The sequence below is a fragment of the Brachybacterium hainanense genome, from assembly GCF_042434575.1.
Taxonomy (GTDB): domain Bacteria; phylum Actinomycetota; class Actinomycetes; order Actinomycetales; family Dermabacteraceae; genus Brachybacterium; species Brachybacterium hainanense.
Genome location: NZ_JBHLSV010000028.1, coordinates 18,422 through 34,926, shown reverse-complemented (window position 1 = coordinate 34,926; position 16,505 = coordinate 18,422). Strand labels below are relative to the sequence as shown.

Genomic DNA, 16,505 nt, shown 5'->3' with positions numbered 1-16,505 from the left:
GCATGTCCGAAGAGCCCCGCGACGAGCCCGCAGTCCCGTCGCATCCGCTCACCTACTCCCGCACGATGGCCGAGCGCCTCGTGTTCGGAGCACCGTTCGACCGGACGGCGCGGGACGCGGCCCTCGCCCAGGAGCTCAGATCCGGCATCCTCACGCTGCCGCCGCACCGAGCATGGCGGATGCCCGCCTCGATCACGTGGCGGGAGAACCCCTACCGTGAGCCGAACTGGGTCGCGCAGCTCCACATGCTGCGGTGGCTCGACCCTCTGCGCCGCCGAGCGCTCGCCGGTGACGTCGAGCTCCTGGACACGTGGTGGGACATCGCCGGGTCCTGGATCCGCAGCAACCCTCCCGGACGCGGCCGAGCGACGTATTCCTGGGCCGACATGGTCGAGGCGGCGCGCGCGCTGACCCTCGCCTTCGCGCTCCCGGCCCTCGAGGATCATCGGCCCCAGCACGTCCCGACCATCCTGGACTCGCTGCGCGAGCACGGCGAATGGCTCGTGGATCCCCGTCATATCCGGACGGGCAACCACGCGCTCCAGCAGCACCAGGGGCTGCTCGTGATCGGGGCGGTCCTCGAACGCCCGGAGTGGATCGAGCTCGCGGTGGAGCGCTCGTCGGCGATGCTCATGACCTCCTACGACGACCAGGGCGTCAACGAGGAGGGTGCCGTCCAGTACCACCAGATCAACTACATGTGGTGGAACAATCTGGGCAGGCGCGTGGAGATCGCGACCGGGAGCACTCCTGAGACGTTCCGTCGGGTTCGCCGCGCTCCTCTCGCCATGGCGCATGCGACGCGACCGGACGGCCGGTACGAGCTCATCGGCGACACCGAGGAGTTCACGCCCCGCAACCTCGGCCATCCGGCGATCGACTGGGTCGCGAGCGCCGGTGAACAGGGCATCCCGCCCCAGGACCGGGTCGCGGTGCTCGATGCCGGATACGTCTTCGGACGATCGACCTGGGGCGATGAGCACACACCGTTCGACGCGGCCGCCTTCTACTCCGCACGCTTCGGACCACAGGACCGGATCCACGGGCACGTCGACGGCATGGCCCTCACCCTCTGGGCGGGCGGCGAATCCCTTCTGGTGGACTCCGGGAAGTTCGCCTACGACGCCACCGACGAGCACCGACGGCATCTTCTGAGCAGGGAGGCCCACAACTCGGTCTCCGTCGACGGCCTCGCATACGACCGGACGACCCGGGTCGAGCTGACTCTCCAACGACGCCATGACGCCCACGAGCACTTCCGGTTCGAGGACCGTGGCTATCGCGGCGTGACGCTCACCCGCGACCTCGTCATCTCCCTCGAGCTCGGGGTCGCGCTCGTCGTGGACGCCTTCGCATCCGAGCACGAGGTCACCGTCCACCAGTGGTGGCACCTCCATCCCGATGCCGGGCACCGGGTCGAGGAGCATGGCCTGCTGGCACAGACCTCCGCCAACCGGATGCATCTCGGCTGGCCCGCCGGGACGCCCAGGCCGCGCGTGACGAAGGGGACGACCGATCCGATGCAGGGGTGGTTCTCGCCGTCGTGGCGGAACATCCGGCCCACACGGACCGTCGATGTCCGTACAGAGGGGACCAGGGGTCGCGTCGTCACCGCGCTGACCTTCGGACCCGACAGCACCCCCGTCTCCGTCGATGCCGTCACCGACTCCGAGGACGGGGCCGTCGTCGTCCACCTCGGACGAACGGGCGGCACCCCCCTCACCATCGCCATCAGCCCGCGCGACAGCCTGCTCGCGGTCGGCCATCACGCAGTAGAAGACACGTCGAAGATCCTCGACTGAGCAGCCGGGCGCGCTCGCTCGAGGCGCTCTATAAGGAGAACAATGCGACTCTTCATCGGAATCCGCACCAGGAACGAGATCCCCCGCGATCAGAAGGGGCCGCTGCGCGACGCGGTCCGTTCGGCGTACCGCGCGCTCGATCGGGTGCAGCCGTGGCCGCAGGAGAACACGACGACCGATCTGCGCTGGGTCCCCGGTGAGGGCCGCGTCGCGGTCATCTACCGGTCCAACGAGGAACCCTCGATCCCCGAGCGCGCCGGATGGATCGGGAACAAGGAGCGCGTCTGGGCCTGGTCGGGGGTGATGGGCTCCGACCTCGAGGCCTCCCTCCGGAAGCAGCGCGCCACCGACGTCGACGACGAGGAGGTCTGGTCCGGGATCGGCAGCTTCGCGGCTCTCGGTGCCACGCCGGACACGCTCATCGCGTACACCAACCAGCATCGCTCCGAGGGCCTGTTCTGGATCTCGACGCCCACGGCGGTCATCGTCAGCAACTCGGCAGCCGTGCTGTCGCTCATCCGCACCGGCAAGGATCCTGAGTACAGCCGGATCGGCACCGCCGCCTTCCTCATGCACGCACTCCCCTTCGCGGACGCCACGCCCTTCGAGGGCGTCCGCACGCTCGAGGCCGCCGCCAAGCTCACGGCGGACGACCGGACGGACGCCCGGATCGAGCTCGACCAGGTCGAGCAGATCGAGGACGACCACGACATCGACGCCACGGCGGAGACGATCGCCGCCGGGCTCGTCGACTATGCCCGGGTGCTCTCCGCCGGATCGCACGAGGTCATCGCCGCGATCACCGGAGGCAAGGACAGCCGCCTGGTCGTCTCTGCGCTCCATGCCGCGGGAGTGGACTTCTCCACCTACACCAACGGGCTGAAGGAGAGCGGCGAGGCCGCGGTGGGGCGACGTGTCACCGACGCGCTCGGGATCCCGCACCGCCTGATCACCCCGCCCGTGCGGCGCTCGGCCAGCGGCCGGTCGATCATCGCAGCGACGCCCGAGCTCCAGGCCTGGAACACCCTGCGATCCACGGGCGGCATGGGCAACGCGTTCACGATGCTCGGCGCACCCGATCGGAAGCACGTCGCCGTCACTCAGAAGACGAACTTCGGCGGGCAGGGCGGCGAGATCATCCGCGGAGGATTCAGCCGGTATCTCCCCGTGGTCGCTCCTGCGGCGACCGACGCGAGGAACCTGCTCGAGCGCCAGTGGTTCAACAACCGCGACCTGCTCACCCCGTTCGCGCGGGAGGCCGTCCTCGCCGAGGCCCTCCCCCTTCTCGATCTGTCCGACCGCGACCCGGTCCAGTGCACCTTCCAGGCATACGTCACCAACCGCACAGGACGCTGGCTGGCCACGATGCGCCACGGCGAGTCGGTGATCAGCTCTCACACGACGCTGCTCATCAACAACCAGATGGTGCGACTGCTTCGCACCCTCCCCTCCTCCGCGCTCGTGGGCGAGCGGATCGCTCATGCGGTGATGGCGAAGCTCGCCCCCGAGGCCGTCGACCTTCCCTTCTTCCGCGATCGCTGGCAGTTCGAGAAGGATGCACCGGACCCGGCATACAAGCCGGACACGTGGGACGAGCGTGCCCCGTACTCGGCGCACGACCAGCCCCGAGCCGACTTCAACTGGCGCACGGCGTTCACCCCGGCGCTCGGGGCGTTCTTCGCGGAACAGGTGCTCGCGGATCGGACGGGACCGCTCGCCGACGTCCTCGACCGCAGCGCGGTCACCGACATGCTCGCAGGGAAGCGATACCGGGCTCCTGCCGCGTGGGCTCTGTTCTCCTCGGCGTTCATGGCCGATGGACGATGGCTCTCGGACGCTCCGTCCTCCCCGCGGTCCATCGAGATCGCCGTCCCCGACTGATCGAGCCTCGCGCAGACCTCGGACGTGTTCCCGGTCTATTTCCGGACCGCACCTGCGATGTTCTCGCCATGCAGCCCGTCTCGGACCGCTACCATCGACCGCAGGGTCGAGCGGGGCGGGGCGTGGACGCTCTCCCGGAAGGGCCCGGGAACCGCTCGACGGGGCCGTTGCCCGCAGTGGATTCGGAATCGGAAACTGGTACGGAGGCGGACAGCGGGATGACGAACGAGGACGTGCACGACGAGGGCACCGTGAGAACGTTCATCTGGGGCAGCTGCGTCAGCCGGGACACCTTCGGATTCCTTCCGGAGACGTTCCGGATCTCCCGGTACGTCGCCCGCCAATCCCTCATCAGCGCCGGAACGGATGCGTCCTTCATCCGCCCGCAGCTCACCCCGCTTCGATCGGCCTTCCAGCAGCGCATGGTCCTCGGCGATCTGAGCGGCGACCTCTATCGAGCGCTCGAGGCCGATGCCGACTCCCTCGACATCGTCCTCATCGACCTGGTCGACGAGCGCGGCGGCGTCGTCGACCTCGGTGGCGGTTACGCGACCAAGCTGAGCGAGTTCTGGGGCGCCGGCGGCCGCGAGGCCTCCCGCGGCGCACATCAGATCGAGTTCGGCACGGATGAGCACTTCTCGCTGTGGAGCGCGGGGGCACGACGTCTCGTCCAGGTTCTCCGGGACAGGGACCTGGTGCGACGCACCCTGGTGCTGAGGGCACCGTGGGCCTCGTCCTACGACACGGGCGAGGACCTCGAGATGCCTGCGTGGATGATGCGGCCCGCCGACGCCGATCAGCTGTACGGACGGTATTTCGACCACCTGTCCGCTCTCGGCCTCCGCATCGTCGAGCTCCCCGAGGAGCTCGCCCGCACCTCGAAGGACCACCGATGGGGCGCGAGCCCCTTCCACTACCAGAACACGGCGTACGAGCATTTCGCCCGTGCGATCAGCGAGGCCGCGGAGGCGCCCATGCACGACCCCCTCGAGCCGCCGGCGATCGGCCGCCGGGACACGAGCCCCTGGGGCTCGTTCACCGAGCTCCCCGACATCGAGGCGATCCGCCATGCCGACCTCGGCTCCCGCTTCTTCACCCTGCGTCGCGACGGCATCCCGATCGATGTGGAGGTGGACGACGTCGGCGCGAGCACGACGCTGGTCTCCTTCCACGCAGCACTCGGGAAGTCCACCCTCCAGCCCCCGGTGTTCACCGGCCGCTCGATCAGCGCGGACATCGGGGTCAACCGGATCTTCGTCTCGGATCCCGGTCTGCTGATGGGCGAGGAGCTCGGCCTCGCCTGGTACCTCGGGACGGACCGGCTCGATGTCACGACCGCACTCGCCCAGATGATCGCCGCGTTCCAGGAGCGGATGGGCGCGGAGCACCTCGCGTTCTTCGGGATGTCCGGAGGAGGCTTCGCGGCCCTGAACCTCTCGCACGAGTTCCCCGGGTCCCTCGCGATCCCGGTGAACCCCCAGACCCGGATCCTCGACTACGCGGAGGTCCATTGGGACGCGATGGCCCGCGCCTGCTTCGGAGCATCCTCCGTCGAGGAATCCCGCGCCGTCCTCGAATCCCATCCCCGGGCTGATCTCCGGAAGATCTACCGCGACGGGTTCTCGAACTCGGTGATCTATGTCCAGAACGCCGCCGATCCGCACATCTCCTCGCATCTGATCCCGTGGTTCGACGCGATCGGATGGTCGGGGGAGGCGATGATCCACTTCGGCCGCTGGGGAGCGGGCCATGTACCGCCACCGGCCCCCCAGCTGAGGGCGCTCCTCTCCCAGGTCGCGGGTGCCTCGGGCAGCTGGCGCGATCTGGCCCGGGCCTGGGGGGCCGACCTCGCTCCCACGCGCGAGATGGTGCGGGAGAAGACGGGACGCTGATATGGCCGCACCCGTCCCTCCCCATGTCTCGGAGACGACGCCCGACGGCGTCGTGATCGAGTACCTCCGGATGAACGACGGCACCGAGGGGCTCGTCGTCATCATGTCCAACGCGCTCGTCCCCGGGCGCGAGGACCGTCGGTTCCCCGCCTTCCACCGCTGGTCGTAGGGCACCGAGTGGCCCGAGTGCACCGTCCTCGTCTTCGCGGACCTGGCGCTGCGGGCCAGCCCGGTCCCGGACGGCGCGTGGTACCTGCACCCTGAGCACGACACGATCCGGGCGATCGCGGCGATCGTGATGCGCATCGCCGGGGAGGTGGGTGTGCCTGCACGGAAGGTGATCTTCTACGGCTCGTCCCTCGGCGGCTTCGGAGCCCTGTGCGGCGCGTCGGCCGCTGCCGCCCACGCCGTGGCCGAGGTGCCCCAGATCGACGTGCGGAACTGGTTCCCCGGGGCCGTGAAGAAGATCGAGGATCACATCATCCACGTCCCGATGGACGCCTACGGCGCCCGGCACCCGGAGCGCGTGGACGTCTGGTCCCGCTTCATGGTCGAGGCCTCGATCCCCAGCTTCGTGATCCTGACGAACGAGCTGGACCGGTCCTTCCAGGACCAGCTCTCCCTCATCGCACGCGTGCGCGAGCATCCCCGGTACGCCGGGGAGGACGCCGAGCTCGTGGTCACGGCCCGGACGCGCGGCCATCAGGTGCTCGCGAAGCAGCAGGCGGTCGAGCTGATCCGCCGTACGATCCGCGACCGGTGAGGAACAGCCCTCCTCCGTACGACCCGGCCGTTCCGGCGCCCGGAGGAGGAGCCGTGCCGAAGGACGGTGACGCGAAAGCGCGCTTCTCGCCCCGGAGAGCATTCTCGCGTGTCGGGGAGCAGGGAGAACCGGGATCAGCACCCATGGAGCGGAACCGGTAGTAGCATGAGCGATCAGGGAGGACGTGTGGTGGCACGTTCCCGGGCGGTGATTCGCTCATGACGCCGTAGCGCATCATCCGCGAGGATCCGGGGAGATATCTCGAGGGGGAGCTATGGGGAATGATGTGCAGGTGCTCAGGTTCGTGGCGGTCGAGGAAGCTGAGGAGAGCACCCGAGGTCCTGTCGCCGAGGATTTCCTCATCGAATCCGCCTGGGGTGTGACCGTCGAGGACGTGGGCGAGCAGGAGGCGTTCCGGACGGGGGCGCCGCTGCCCGGCGTCCTGGATCGCAGTGGGGAGTGGTGGTGCGTCGCGACATCGGAGGACGGTCGACGGCTCGTCCTCGCGGACCGGTTCGGCTTCCAGCCGCTCGCCCTCGCGGTCGCGACCACCGCCGACGGACCCGCGCTGTTCATCGGGACCTCGGCGTCCGAGACCGCCCGGGCGATCATCGCGGCCGGAGGAACGGTGAGCACGAACTGGGCTCTCGTGCTGGAGACGATCGGCGCTCGCCACGACTTCCTCGACTGTCTCTTCGATCATTCGACCCCGTTCGACGGGATCTCCTGGCTGCCGCCGGACAAGGCGATAGAGGTCGGCGCGACAGGGTTTCGGATCGTGTCGCGCCCGGAGACCTCGGTGCACGGCGCATACGAGGATCTCCTGCGCCGGGGGATCGACCACGCCATCGCCGATATGGAGCATCTGCTGGCGGTCCACGAGCATGTCGCGATCAACCTCTCCGGAGGCAAGGATTCCCGCGTGGTGCTCGCCCTGGTGATGGCGGCCGGCTGCTCCGACCGCGTCCAGATCGCGGCGACGGACCCCGCTCCGCCCGGAGGGAGCATGGCCCATTCGCCGACCGTGGCGCGCGACCTGGAGATCTCCTCGCGGCTGGTGGAGAAGCTCGGTCTGTCATGGGTCGACCGGCGCACGCCCCGTGACGTGTGGCCCACCACGCTCGAAGGGGAGCTCGCCCGCTTCCAGACCCTCCGGCACGGGCTGACGAACCAGTTCGTGCCCATGGCGCTGTCCTATCGGCTCACCGTCCCGGAAGCCCGCGTCAACGGCGCCGGCGGCGAGATCTTCCGGGGCTACTGGGCCGACGTTCTGTCCGGGCATCCCGTGTGGTCCACGCTGGGCCACCGAGCCGAGACGCGGGAGTCCGACACCCGGAGCCTGCTGCGCGCCCTGCGCAGCCCGTTCCGCCTCCCCGCTTCGGTCGCCGAGCGGGGAGAGCAGAGCCTGGTCGAGGCCATGGCCCCGCTGCCCGGCAGCACAGCGGCCGAGGCGCTCGATCGTCACTACGAGGTGTTCCGCCTGCGGGGGCACGCCGGCGGTCGGCGATGGGGGCAGTCGTACGGGATCACGAACTTCGGTCTGCTCCAGCAGTCGGCTCTGATGCGCGCCGCACAGGAGCTCGAGCGCGATGAACGCTGCTCGGGCAGGGTCCTCTTCGACATCGTCGAGCAGGTCGCACCGGAGCTCAACGACCTCGAGTACCAGTCCGGCCCCTGGCCCTGGAGCGGCCAGCGGACGCCGGTCATGGACTGGAGCGACGTGGCCCCGTCGACGGCGTCCTATCGCCGCGCGCAGGTACGAGCGCAGCAGTCGGCACGTCCGCAGAGGTACATCGCCCGGCCTCGGCCCGACATGGCCGGGGCCGTCACCGCCGGCCTGGCGGCTCTCGCGGAGCAGATGCGCACGGACGGGCTGGACCCGACGCTCGTCGGCGGTCTCCGGGCCGCCCCGCCCGCGGACCTGCGCGGGCAGGGCCGTCTGCTGGGACGACTCTTCCACTGGGCGAGCGGCTTCGGGGACGAGCGGTTCCTGCCTCGGGCGATCCCAGCGGCGCCGCCTCGTGTCCGGACATATGCCTGACCAGGCGTCGCGGACGACCCCGGCCGGCCCTCCGCACGGCCACCGCCCTCCCCCACCAGCGTCCCGCTCCCGGGGAGACGTCGCGGTGCCCACAGGCATGCCCGTTCCCGGGGCACCGCGCCGGTATGATCTGGACAGTCGCCGGGGGACCCGAATCCCCTCCTCTCCTCGGGCGAATACCCCGTCACATGCGACAGGGGCACAGGTCCTCCTCGGACCGCCCCGCCTCTGCCTCCCGCCCGACCGATGGAAGTGATGCGAGCATGAAGCCCGGAGAACGGCGTACTTTCACCTGGCTGCCCGAGAGCCCTACGAAGGCCTTCGACTGCATCATCGCCCTCGACGGCGAGGCGGATCCGCGCTCCTTCGTCGTGACCGCCCTCGCGCTCGACGCAGACGGCGTCGAGGTGCCCCCGACCTCGCGTCGATGGGTCTACTCCGATCACTTCACCGGATACTTCCAGTACGGCCCGCTCGACGAGCCCCAGAGCACGATCCGGCTCCGGACCTGGACCTCGGATGCGTACGTCGCCGAGATCCGGATCGAGGTCATCGCCTGGCTGAAGAGCGCACCGAGCATCCCCGGTATCCGTGCCCTCGCTGTCGCACCCTCCGACAGCTCCCCCGTCGACTCCCGGACCTGGAACGTCCTGCCCACCACGGAGGGCGCAGCAGCATGATCACCACGACCTCCCCGCAGGTGTCCGTCGTCATCGGCTTCAAGGACTGGGGACTGGAGAGACTGGAGCTGTCCGTCCGGTCGATCCACGACTCCCTGGCGGGCGTCCCCCACGAAGTCGTCATCTCTGACTACGGGAGCGCGGACACGGACGCGATCTCCGAGTCCGCGACCCGCATCGACGCACGCCACGTGGTCGTCGAGACCAAAGGGGAATGGTCGCGGTCCCGGGCGCTGAATGCGGGCGTCCGCGCCGCCGCGGGCGAGCTGATCCTGGCAACCGACGCCGACATGCTGTTCACCCCCGGGGCACTGTCCCGGGTGGTGGAGCAGCTGGACCGACATCCCCAGGAGATCGTCATCCTCCAGTGCCGGGATCTCCCCACTGGCTACTCGCACGAGGTCGTCCGCCGCGAGGGCTTCGACTGGGAGCTCTTCGAATCCATCGGCCAGATCCGCCCCCGCTGGGGAATGGGCGGGCTCGTCGGCGTCCGCCGCGAGCTCTGGGAGCGCCTGCGCGGCTGGGACGAGCGCATGCACACCTACGGCGGTGAGGACATCGACTTCGGCAAGCGCGCCCAGGCCTACGGGGCGAGGATCGACTGGCTCGACGAGCCGGGCCTGGCCATGTATCACATCTGGCATCCGTCCAGCAGCGCGAGCGCTCGCCGCTCCCCCGCGGCCACGGCCGCCATCGCGGAGAACCGGCGGATCCACAGCGAGGACAGCACGTTCGCCCGCAACCGGGTCGCACCGCAGTACCTCCCCGATCCGATCCGGCCGCTCGTGAGCATCCTGCTCGGCGGTCCGGAGCCCCGCGGTGCGACATCGGAGCAGACCCGGGCGACCCTGGCCTCGATCCTCGCGCAGACGGTCCAGGACATCGAGGTCATCGTCCCCGATACGCTCGCGGTCCCGGTCGACGACCTCCGGATCCGTCCCTCGTCCCGAGCCGACGGGCCGCTGGACGGGACCTTCACCACCATCGCCCGTCCCGGGGACATCTGGGCCGCCTCCCGGCTCGAGCAGCTCCTCGCCGCCTGGACGCCGGGAACGGGTCTGATCAGCGACCTCGTGGCGACCAGGCTGCTCGACGAGGACCGCACCCCTCTCACGCCCTTCTCGAGCCGGTCCGCGGACGCGCCCGCCGCGCACGCCACCGTCGTGCGCACCTCTCTCCTGAAGGACCCGGCACCTGCCGCGTCGGAGCACTGGCCCGCGACGGTCCGACAGGTCGCTGCCACCGGCGCCGGCTGGCAGGTGCTTCCTCACGCCGGCTGCCTGACCTCGACGACGCTGGCGGAGGAGGAGCTCGAGTCCATCGTCGCGGATGATCAGGCACGCGATGCGGTCCTCGCGCTCGCGAGAGCGGGTCTGGCTCCCCCCGAGGTCCCGAGCGGCGGGATCCTTCCGCTCGGGGTCATGGCCCGCGCGATCGTCGACGGCACCGCCGTCTCCGTCAGCATCGACGTGCCCCGCGCCCTCGACCTCAGCCCCGAGCAGATGCCCGAGCGGGATGATCCGCACTGGCGCTCCCGACAGATCACGACCCGGGATGGCGACGTCCTCATGCGGCATCTGCTCTGGACCGGCATGGACGGGCTCGAGGCAGCGCTCCAGGCCCGCCGATACCGCTCCCTCGGGGCAGCGGTGAGGATCCTCTCGGCGCAAGAGGCGGGCGCGTCACGCAACGACCCTGTGGACGCCGCTCTGCTCGTCCGACATGCCGAGGACGTCTACGGCACTCCGGGGCGCCCGAGCGCGTGGGCCGCGATCGAGCACACCGGACAGGATGCCTCCGAGACCCATCACGCGCTGACGCTCCGACCCGCCACGACCGTCGTCCTCGACCGCACGGTCGAGACCGAGTCCGGCCGAGAGGACTGGCTGCTGGCCCGGTTCGACGACGGCGACGTCGCAGCGGCACTCCAGCTGGTCGCCGACCTCCCCGCCACGCTGCGGATCTGCATCATCGAGACGTCACCGGCCACCGCGCCCGAGGAGGAGACCCGATGAGGTTCACCACGTCCGCTGCGGACGGCGGCTCCTGGACCGAGCTGCTCGCGTCGCGCACCGACTTCGACGGCCACCCCCCGCTCGACCGTCTCCGCCTCTTCTGGCCTCTCGCATCCGGAAGCCCCGATCGCGATGCCGTCGCCCTGTCCCTCATCTTCTCCCCGTGGGTCGCGGGACGGAGCGAGCATCCGGCGCCGTTCTCCGCGCTCACGGAGCAGCGGATCGTCGAATGGTTCCAGTCGCAGCGCATCTGGGCGTCCGCGGGCCCCGTGCGGATCGGCGGTCTTCCGCTGCCGCGCGGTACGCGCCGCCTGCTGCTGAGCGGCTCCCCGTCCTCCGAGCGGGAGGTCCTGCTGCGGCTCGTCCCGTCGACCGAGGGCGGGATGGTCCAGGAGCAGGAGGTCCACGTAGCCACCAACGCGGGAACTCTCATCGCGCATGCTCCCGATGCCACGTCCGCGTTCTCGATGCGACTCGGGGTCGCCGTCCTCCTGGCGGAGTCGCTGTCCATCACCGAGATCGTGGACCCGGAGTTCGCAGCCTCCGCACCCGAACAGTTCCGCGCCGCGGCCCGCCTGGTCGAATGCGTCGCGCTGGGGCTCCGCAGTGCCTGAGGAGTCGGCCGACCGCCTCGTCGTGGCGTTCAATTTCCCGCCGTTCGTCGACGGCAGCGCCGTCACCGTCGCCAAGAGGGTCCTCGAGTCGGCCCGGCCCGTCGACGTCGTCGCCGCGGACCTCTCACGGGTCCGCACCCGGGATCGGTCCCTGGCCGAGCTCGTCGCCCCGTACGTCCGCCAGCACCATTCGCTGACCGTGCCGATCAAGTTCGCGGCCCAGGCGAGCGTCGCCCCCTTCGTCACGGCCGGGATCCGCGCGCTCGCGCACCGGCAGACGAGGCCATACCGGAGCGTCTATTCGCGGTCCATGTGGCCGCACTCCCATTTCCTCGCGGCGCGCGTGAAGATCGACCATCTGGCCGCCCGCTGGACGGCGGAGTTCTCGGACCCGATGCTGTGGCACGTCGACGGAGGCCGCAGGCCGTCCCCGTCGATCGCGGGATACATCGACGAAGCGCGCGTGCTGGCCTCCGTGGGCGCTCGTGCCCAACGGTTCCTCCTCGAGCGCCGCACCGTCCTCGAATGGGCGCAGTTCGTGCCGTTCCTCCTCGCCGACGAGCTCGTCTTCACCAACGAGCAGCAGCGCGCCGTCATGCTCGAGGATGCCCCCACCTGGCTGCAGGAGGCGGTCCTCCCGCGGTCGGTGATCGCCCCGCACCCCACCCTGCCCCCGCAGTACTACGGCGACGACGCAGGCCCATCGGCCGCACGCGCATCGGACGAGTTCCGCATCGGATACTTCGGGACCTTCTATCCCAACCGCGGAGGAGGAGAGCTCCTCGAGGCCGTCAGCCTGCTGCCGACGCCCGCCCGGGATCGTCTCCGCTTGGACGTCTACGCCTCGGACACGCGGACCCTGATGGCCTCCGCGGGGAAGCTGGGGCTGAGCGGGGTCGTCCGGCACCGCTCCCCGCTCCCCTTCCGGCGCTTCCTCGCCGCCTCCGGCTCCTACGATGCGCTCCTGGTCAACGACATCGCGACGTCGCCGTTCGGCGTCCCCTCCCCGTTCCTCCCGTCGAAGTACTCGGACTACGCGGGCAGCAGCGCCCCGACCATGGCGATCACGATTCCCGGCAGCCCGCTGGACCTCATGCCGGCACGATGGAAGGCCCATGTGGGAGACGTCGACGGGATCTCGCGGATGCTGCGCAGCGCGATCGAGGAGGACCGCTGAGGGGGTGCGGCCGATCAGGAGGCGCCGCGCCTCCTGAGAGAGACGCTCGGCACAGGTCCGCGCGAGCGACCGGCCTCGCGCGGCCGGGACGATACGCTCGGACGTCGAGCAGCCGCGCCGAGTCCTGTGGGGGTGAGACCGTCCATGCCCGATGAGCCCTCGACGCCCCGACGTTCCGTGTCCCGACGCACCCTGCTGACAGCAGCGGGGGTCGCCGCAGGCGGAGTCGCCGCGGGGGCGTTCGTCATCGGCCGCGAGAGAGATCCCTCGTCCCCCGAGAACCCGGCCCCGCCGCCTGAGGGCCCTGCTCCCGGTGACGGCTGGTCCGTGCGTGATCGCCGCCTGCTCGTCGCGCCGCCGCCGAGCACCGGGACCCTCGAGGTGCTGCACGAGTATGCAGGCGCGTTTCCCGCTCTGAAGATCCGGGACGTCCTTCCCCTGGAAGGGCTCGGCCCCGCCGGGGAACCGTGGATCGTCGCGACGGTCATCGGCCCCACGAACCAGATCCAGATCACGACGTCCTCGCGTCCCGCCCCCGAGCACGTGCTCGAGCTCCCTCCGGAGCACCGCGGAGAGATCCTCTCCATGGCCTGGGATGCGCAGCGGAAGACGCTCTACCACTCGGCGTCCGGTCGGCTCTGGGCCTGGCGCTCCGCGCAGCCGACAGTCGTCGTCGACCTCGGCCAGGTCCCCGGCGCGAGTGCTCTCTACGAGCTGCTCGTCGATCCCGCGGGGCTCGTCTGGGGCGGGACCTTCCCGCTCGGCGCGGTCTTCACCTACGATCCCTCCACCTCGAAGTTCCAGGTGCATTCCCGTGTCGCCCCGGATACGCAGTACGTCCGACGGCTGAGCATGGACCTGCGCGGCCGCATCTGGGTGGGGACCGGGTCCCAGAACCCACGCCTGTTCACCTTCCTGCGCACCTCCCCCGAGGACCGCACCGAGATCCCCCTGCCGGAACCGATGGAGAACGGATTCATCTCCGCCGTCCGCGCCGGAGCCAGCAAGGTGCTGGTCACGACCGACGCTCACCCGGACGTGCTCGAGCTCGACATCCCGACGCTCAGCTGGGATCGGCGGTTCACGGCGTCCACCTGGATCCGGACGCCGTCCTCCGCGATCGCTCGGAGCGACGTCTACTACACGATCGCCGACGGCGTGCTCTCCATGAACACCTCGGCAGCCTCCGTCCCGCTCGGGGAGCTCGACCTCGAGGATGTGTCCTCCGCCTGTCTGCTCGGCACCGATCTGCATCTGGTGTCCATCACTCGAGAGGGTTACACCGCGAGTGCCTTCTCGCTGGCCTCGCGGAGCACCGCCCCCGCTCGATCCGTGCGGCTGGAGCCCGGTCGGTTCCGGGTCCAGAGCCTGCTCGCCCATTCCGACGGCAACGTCTACGTCGGCGGATTCATGGGGACCGGGCTCGCCGGCATCTCGCCCGACACGGACCAGCGCTGGAGCTCCCCGGCGGCAGATGCCTCGATCCATCAGGTCGAGCAGATGGTGCAGTTCGACGAGCGCGTCTCCTTCCTCGGGACGTACAGCTGGGCGGACGTCATCCGCTGGGAGAGCACGTCCCGGGACGATCCCTCCAGCTACTCGCAGCTGGTGCGGCTGAGCAAGAAGTACCGTCAGTCCCGTCCCTACGGGATGGCGGTCAACTCGCGCTCCCTGTTCGTGGGAACGGTGCCCGACTACGGGCTCTCGGGAGGGGTCCTCGCCGCGATCGACGTCGAGACCGGAACACCGACGTGGGTGCTCGACGGGGACGGCGCCGGTTTCATCGGCGGCCACTCGATCATCGGGCTCACCGCGGACGAGGAGTACGTGTACGGGTCCACATCGGTCCGCAACGGCTCCGGGCTGCCGGACACGGACGGGCTCGCGCAGCTCTTCATGATCGACGTCGCGACCCAGCGGAAGATCTGGCAGACGGCGCCCGTCCCGGGAGCGGGAGCTCTCTACGCGCCCACGTTCCTCGGAGGCTGGCTGCTCGTCGCGGATCTCGAGGGCATCGCCGTGATCGATCCGCGCAACGGCCGCCTCGAGGTGCGTCACACGCTCACGGACGTCCCGAACTCCTCGCAGCGTCCCGGCTGGGCATCGGCCGACCTCGTGGTCGCCGGCGATCGGGTCGTGCACGCCGCTGCGGGGACGATCACCATCGTGGACTTCCGGGCGGGGACCGCCTCGCGCGTCGCCGATGCCGGCGGACGCGCAGCGTTCGGCTCCCGCCTCGCGGCGTCCCCGCAGGGGCGCGTCTTCGCCATCTCGCAGGGCACCGACGTGGTGGAGATCGCCACGGCCCCTGCACCCTCGGAGCCCGGCTGACCGGCAGGTGCATCGAAGGATGATCCTCGCCGACGCGAGGACGGAAGCCTCTGGAGATCAGCGTCCGGCGGGCGCAGCCGCCGGACGCGCCGTCGATCTCCTGCGCCGAAGGATCAGGAGCCCTGACCGCCGAAGTCCGCGGGGCGCTCGCCCCCGGTGAACTTCCACCGGATCGCGGCGACGGTCCGCTGGGCCGCCCCGCCGTCCCCGTAGGGGTTCACCGCGTTGGCCATGCCGTCGTAGGCCTCCGCGGAGTCCAGCAGCAGCGACACCTCGTCGACCAGGCGCTTGCGCTGCGTGCCGATGAGCTTGACGGTGCCGGCGACCACCGCTTCCGGGCGCTCCGTGTTCTCGCGCATCACCAGGACCGGCTTGCCCAGGCTGGGGGCCTCCTCCTGGACGCCGCCCGAGTCGGTCAGGACGATGTCGGAGATGCTGAGAGCCCGGGTGAACTGGGCATAGGACAGCGGCTCGATGAGCACGACGTTGTCCAGGCCCTCGACCGCCGGGCGGATCGCCTCGCGGACCTTCGGATTCTTGTGGATCGGGAAGACGACGGTGAGGTCCGGGTAAGCCCGTGCGAGATCGGCGACCGCCCCGCCGATGTCCTGCATGGCCGCGCCGAGGTTCTCCCGGCGATGCGCGGTGACCAGGAGGACCCGGCCCGCATCGCCCGCCGCCTTCGCCGTCCGCAGCGCCTCGAGCCGCTCGTCGTCGAAGGTGACGTCGAAGTTCTCGTTCGCGAAGAGGAGGGTGTCGATCACGCTGTTGCCGGTCACGACGATGTCGTTCTCGGAGATGTCCTCACGGGTCAGGTTCGCCCGGCTCGTCGAGGTCGGGGCGAGGTGCAGTGCCGCGATCTGGCTCGTGAGCTTGCGGTTCGCCTCCTCGGGGAACGGGGAGTTGATGTCCCCCGAGCGCAGACCGGCCTCGAGATGGATCACCGGGATCTGGCGGTTGAACGAGGCGACAGCCGCCCCCATCACCGTCGAGGTGTCGCCCTGGACGATCACGGCGTCGGGCTTCTCCTGCTCCAGGACCTCGTCCACGCCGGTGACGACCTTGGCGACGATCCCGTTGAGGGTCTGCCCGGCGCTCATGATGTCGAGGTCATGGTCGGGGACGATCCCGAACATCTCGTTGACCTGGTCGAGCATCTCCCGGTGCTGCCCGGTCACGACGGTGATCGACTCAAGGTCCTCAGCCTCCTCGATCGCCTTGATGATGGGGGCGACCTTGATCGCCTCGGGGCGGGTGCCGTAGATGGTCATGATGCGCAGTGTCATGGGGTCCTCGCTTGGTCTCGCAG

At 70.0% G+C, this 16,505-nt stretch carries 12 protein-coding genes; 11 read left to right on the top strand and 1 reads right to left on the bottom strand.

What is annotated here, in order from left to right; all coding sequences use genetic code 11:
- Nucleotides 1-2: 2 nt before the first annotated feature.
- The 11 genes from ACFFF6_RS17335 to ACFFF6_RS17285 all read left to right on the top strand — a co-directional run bounded on the left by ACFFF6_RS17335 (nt 3) and on the right by ACFFF6_RS17285 (nt 15,196).
- Nucleotides 3-1,802, top strand: a complete 1,800-nt coding sequence (locus ACFFF6_RS17335; RefSeq protein WP_376982749.1) for a heparinase II/III domain-containing protein — start codon at nt 3-5, stop codon at nt 1,800-1,802.
- 42 nt (nt 1,803-1,844) lie between these two features.
- Nucleotides 1,845-3,683: an asparagine synthetase B family protein gene (locus ACFFF6_RS17330; RefSeq protein WP_376982748.1), complete on the top strand. Its 1,839-nt coding sequence runs from the start codon at nt 1,845-1,847 to the stop codon at nt 3,681-3,683.
- Nucleotides 3,684-3,901: 218 nt separating this feature from the next.
- Nucleotides 3,902-5,575 (top strand): DUF6270 domain-containing protein, encoded by a 1,674-nt coding sequence (locus tag ACFFF6_RS17325; RefSeq protein WP_376982747.1) that lies wholly within the window; start codon nt 3,902-3,904, stop codon nt 5,573-5,575.
- Between the two features lies 1 nt (nt 5,576).
- Nucleotides 5,577-5,744 carry a hypothetical protein gene (locus ACFFF6_RS17320; RefSeq protein ID WP_376982746.1) on the top strand — a complete coding sequence of 56 codons (168 nt, stop codon included), beginning with the start codon at nt 5,577-5,579 and terminating at the stop codon, nt 5,742-5,744.
- 153 nt (nt 5,745-5,897) lie between these two features.
- Nucleotides 5,898-6,338, top strand: a complete 441-nt coding sequence (locus ACFFF6_RS17315) for a hypothetical protein (RefSeq protein ID WP_376982745.1) — start codon at nt 5,898-5,900, stop codon at nt 6,336-6,338.
- A 292-nt stretch (nt 6,339-6,630) separates the two neighbouring features.
- A complete protein-coding gene (locus tag ACFFF6_RS17310; RefSeq protein ID WP_376982744.1) occupies nt 6,631-8,379 on the top strand; it encodes a hypothetical protein in 1,749 nt (582 codons plus the stop codon).
- Nucleotides 8,380-8,642: 263 nt separating this feature from the next.
- On the top strand, nt 8,643-9,059 hold the full coding sequence (locus tag ACFFF6_RS17305) for a hypothetical protein (RefSeq protein ID WP_376982743.1): 417 nt from the start codon (nt 8,643-8,645) through the stop codon (nt 9,057-9,059).
- Nucleotides 9,056-11,074 carry a glycosyltransferase family 2 protein gene (locus tag ACFFF6_RS17300; RefSeq protein ID WP_376982742.1) on the top strand — a complete coding sequence of 673 codons (2,019 nt, stop codon included), beginning with the start codon at nt 9,056-9,058 and terminating at the stop codon, nt 11,072-11,074. The genes ACFFF6_RS17305 and ACFFF6_RS17300 overlap by 4 nt, the downstream gene beginning before the upstream one ends.
- Entirely contained in the window at nt 11,071-11,688 is a 618-nt protein-coding gene (locus tag ACFFF6_RS17295; RefSeq protein WP_376982741.1) for a hypothetical protein, read from the top strand. Before ACFFF6_RS17300 ends, ACFFF6_RS17295 begins: the two co-directional genes overlap by 4 nt.
- A gap of 22 nt (nt 11,689-11,710) precedes the next feature.
- Nucleotides 11,711-12,865: a glycosyltransferase family protein gene (locus ACFFF6_RS17290; RefSeq protein WP_376982740.1), complete on the top strand. Its 1,155-nt coding sequence runs from the start codon at nt 11,711-11,713 to the stop codon at nt 12,863-12,865.
- 177 nt (nt 12,866-13,042) lie between these two features.
- The gene (locus ACFFF6_RS17285; protein ID WP_376982739.1) at nt 13,043-15,196 is read left to right on the top strand and encodes a PQQ-binding-like beta-propeller repeat protein; all 2,154 of its coding nucleotides are present in this window, start codon (nt 13,043-13,045) and stop codon (nt 15,194-15,196) included.
- Nucleotides 15,197-15,309: 113 nt separating this feature from the next.
- Here the strand turns inward: ACFFF6_RS17285 and wecB are convergent, their stop codons facing one another.
- Nucleotides 15,310-16,482, bottom strand: coding sequence for a non-hydrolyzing UDP-N-acetylglucosamine 2-epimerase (gene wecB, locus ACFFF6_RS17280; protein ID WP_376982738.1), 1,173 nt, complete (start codon nt 16,480-16,482; stop codon nt 15,310-15,312).
- Between the last annotated feature and the right edge of the window lie 23 nt (nt 16,483-16,505).

What these genes read in the sequence shown, in the direction of transcription:
- ACFFF6_RS17335 (WP_376982749.1), top strand. Translation starts at nt 3, where the DNA reads ATGTCCGAAGAGCCCCGCGACGAGCCCGCAGTCCCGTCGCATCCGCTC.
- ACFFF6_RS17330 (WP_376982748.1), top strand. Translation starts at nt 1,845, where the DNA reads ATGCGACTCTTCATCGGAATCCGCACCAGGAACGAGATCCCCCGCGAT.
- ACFFF6_RS17325 (WP_376982747.1), top strand. Translation starts at nt 3,902, where the DNA reads ATGACGAACGAGGACGTGCACGACGAGGGCACCGTGAGAACGTTCATC.
- ACFFF6_RS17320 (WP_376982746.1), top strand. Translation starts at nt 5,577, where the DNA reads ATGGCCGCACCCGTCCCTCCCCATGTCTCGGAGACGACGCCCGACGGC.
- ACFFF6_RS17305 (WP_376982743.1), top strand. Translation starts at nt 8,643, where the DNA reads ATGAAGCCCGGAGAACGGCGTACTTTCACCTGGCTGCCCGAGAGCCCT.
- ACFFF6_RS17300 (WP_376982742.1), top strand. Translation starts at nt 9,056, where the DNA reads ATGATCACCACGACCTCCCCGCAGGTGTCCGTCGTCATCGGCTTCAAG.
- ACFFF6_RS17295 (WP_376982741.1), top strand. Translation starts at nt 11,071, where the DNA reads ATGAGGTTCACCACGTCCGCTGCGGACGGCGGCTCCTGGACCGAGCTG.
- wecB (WP_376982738.1), bottom strand. Translation starts at nt 16,482, where the DNA reads ATGACACTGCGCATCATGACCATCTACGGCACCCGCCCCGAGGCGATC.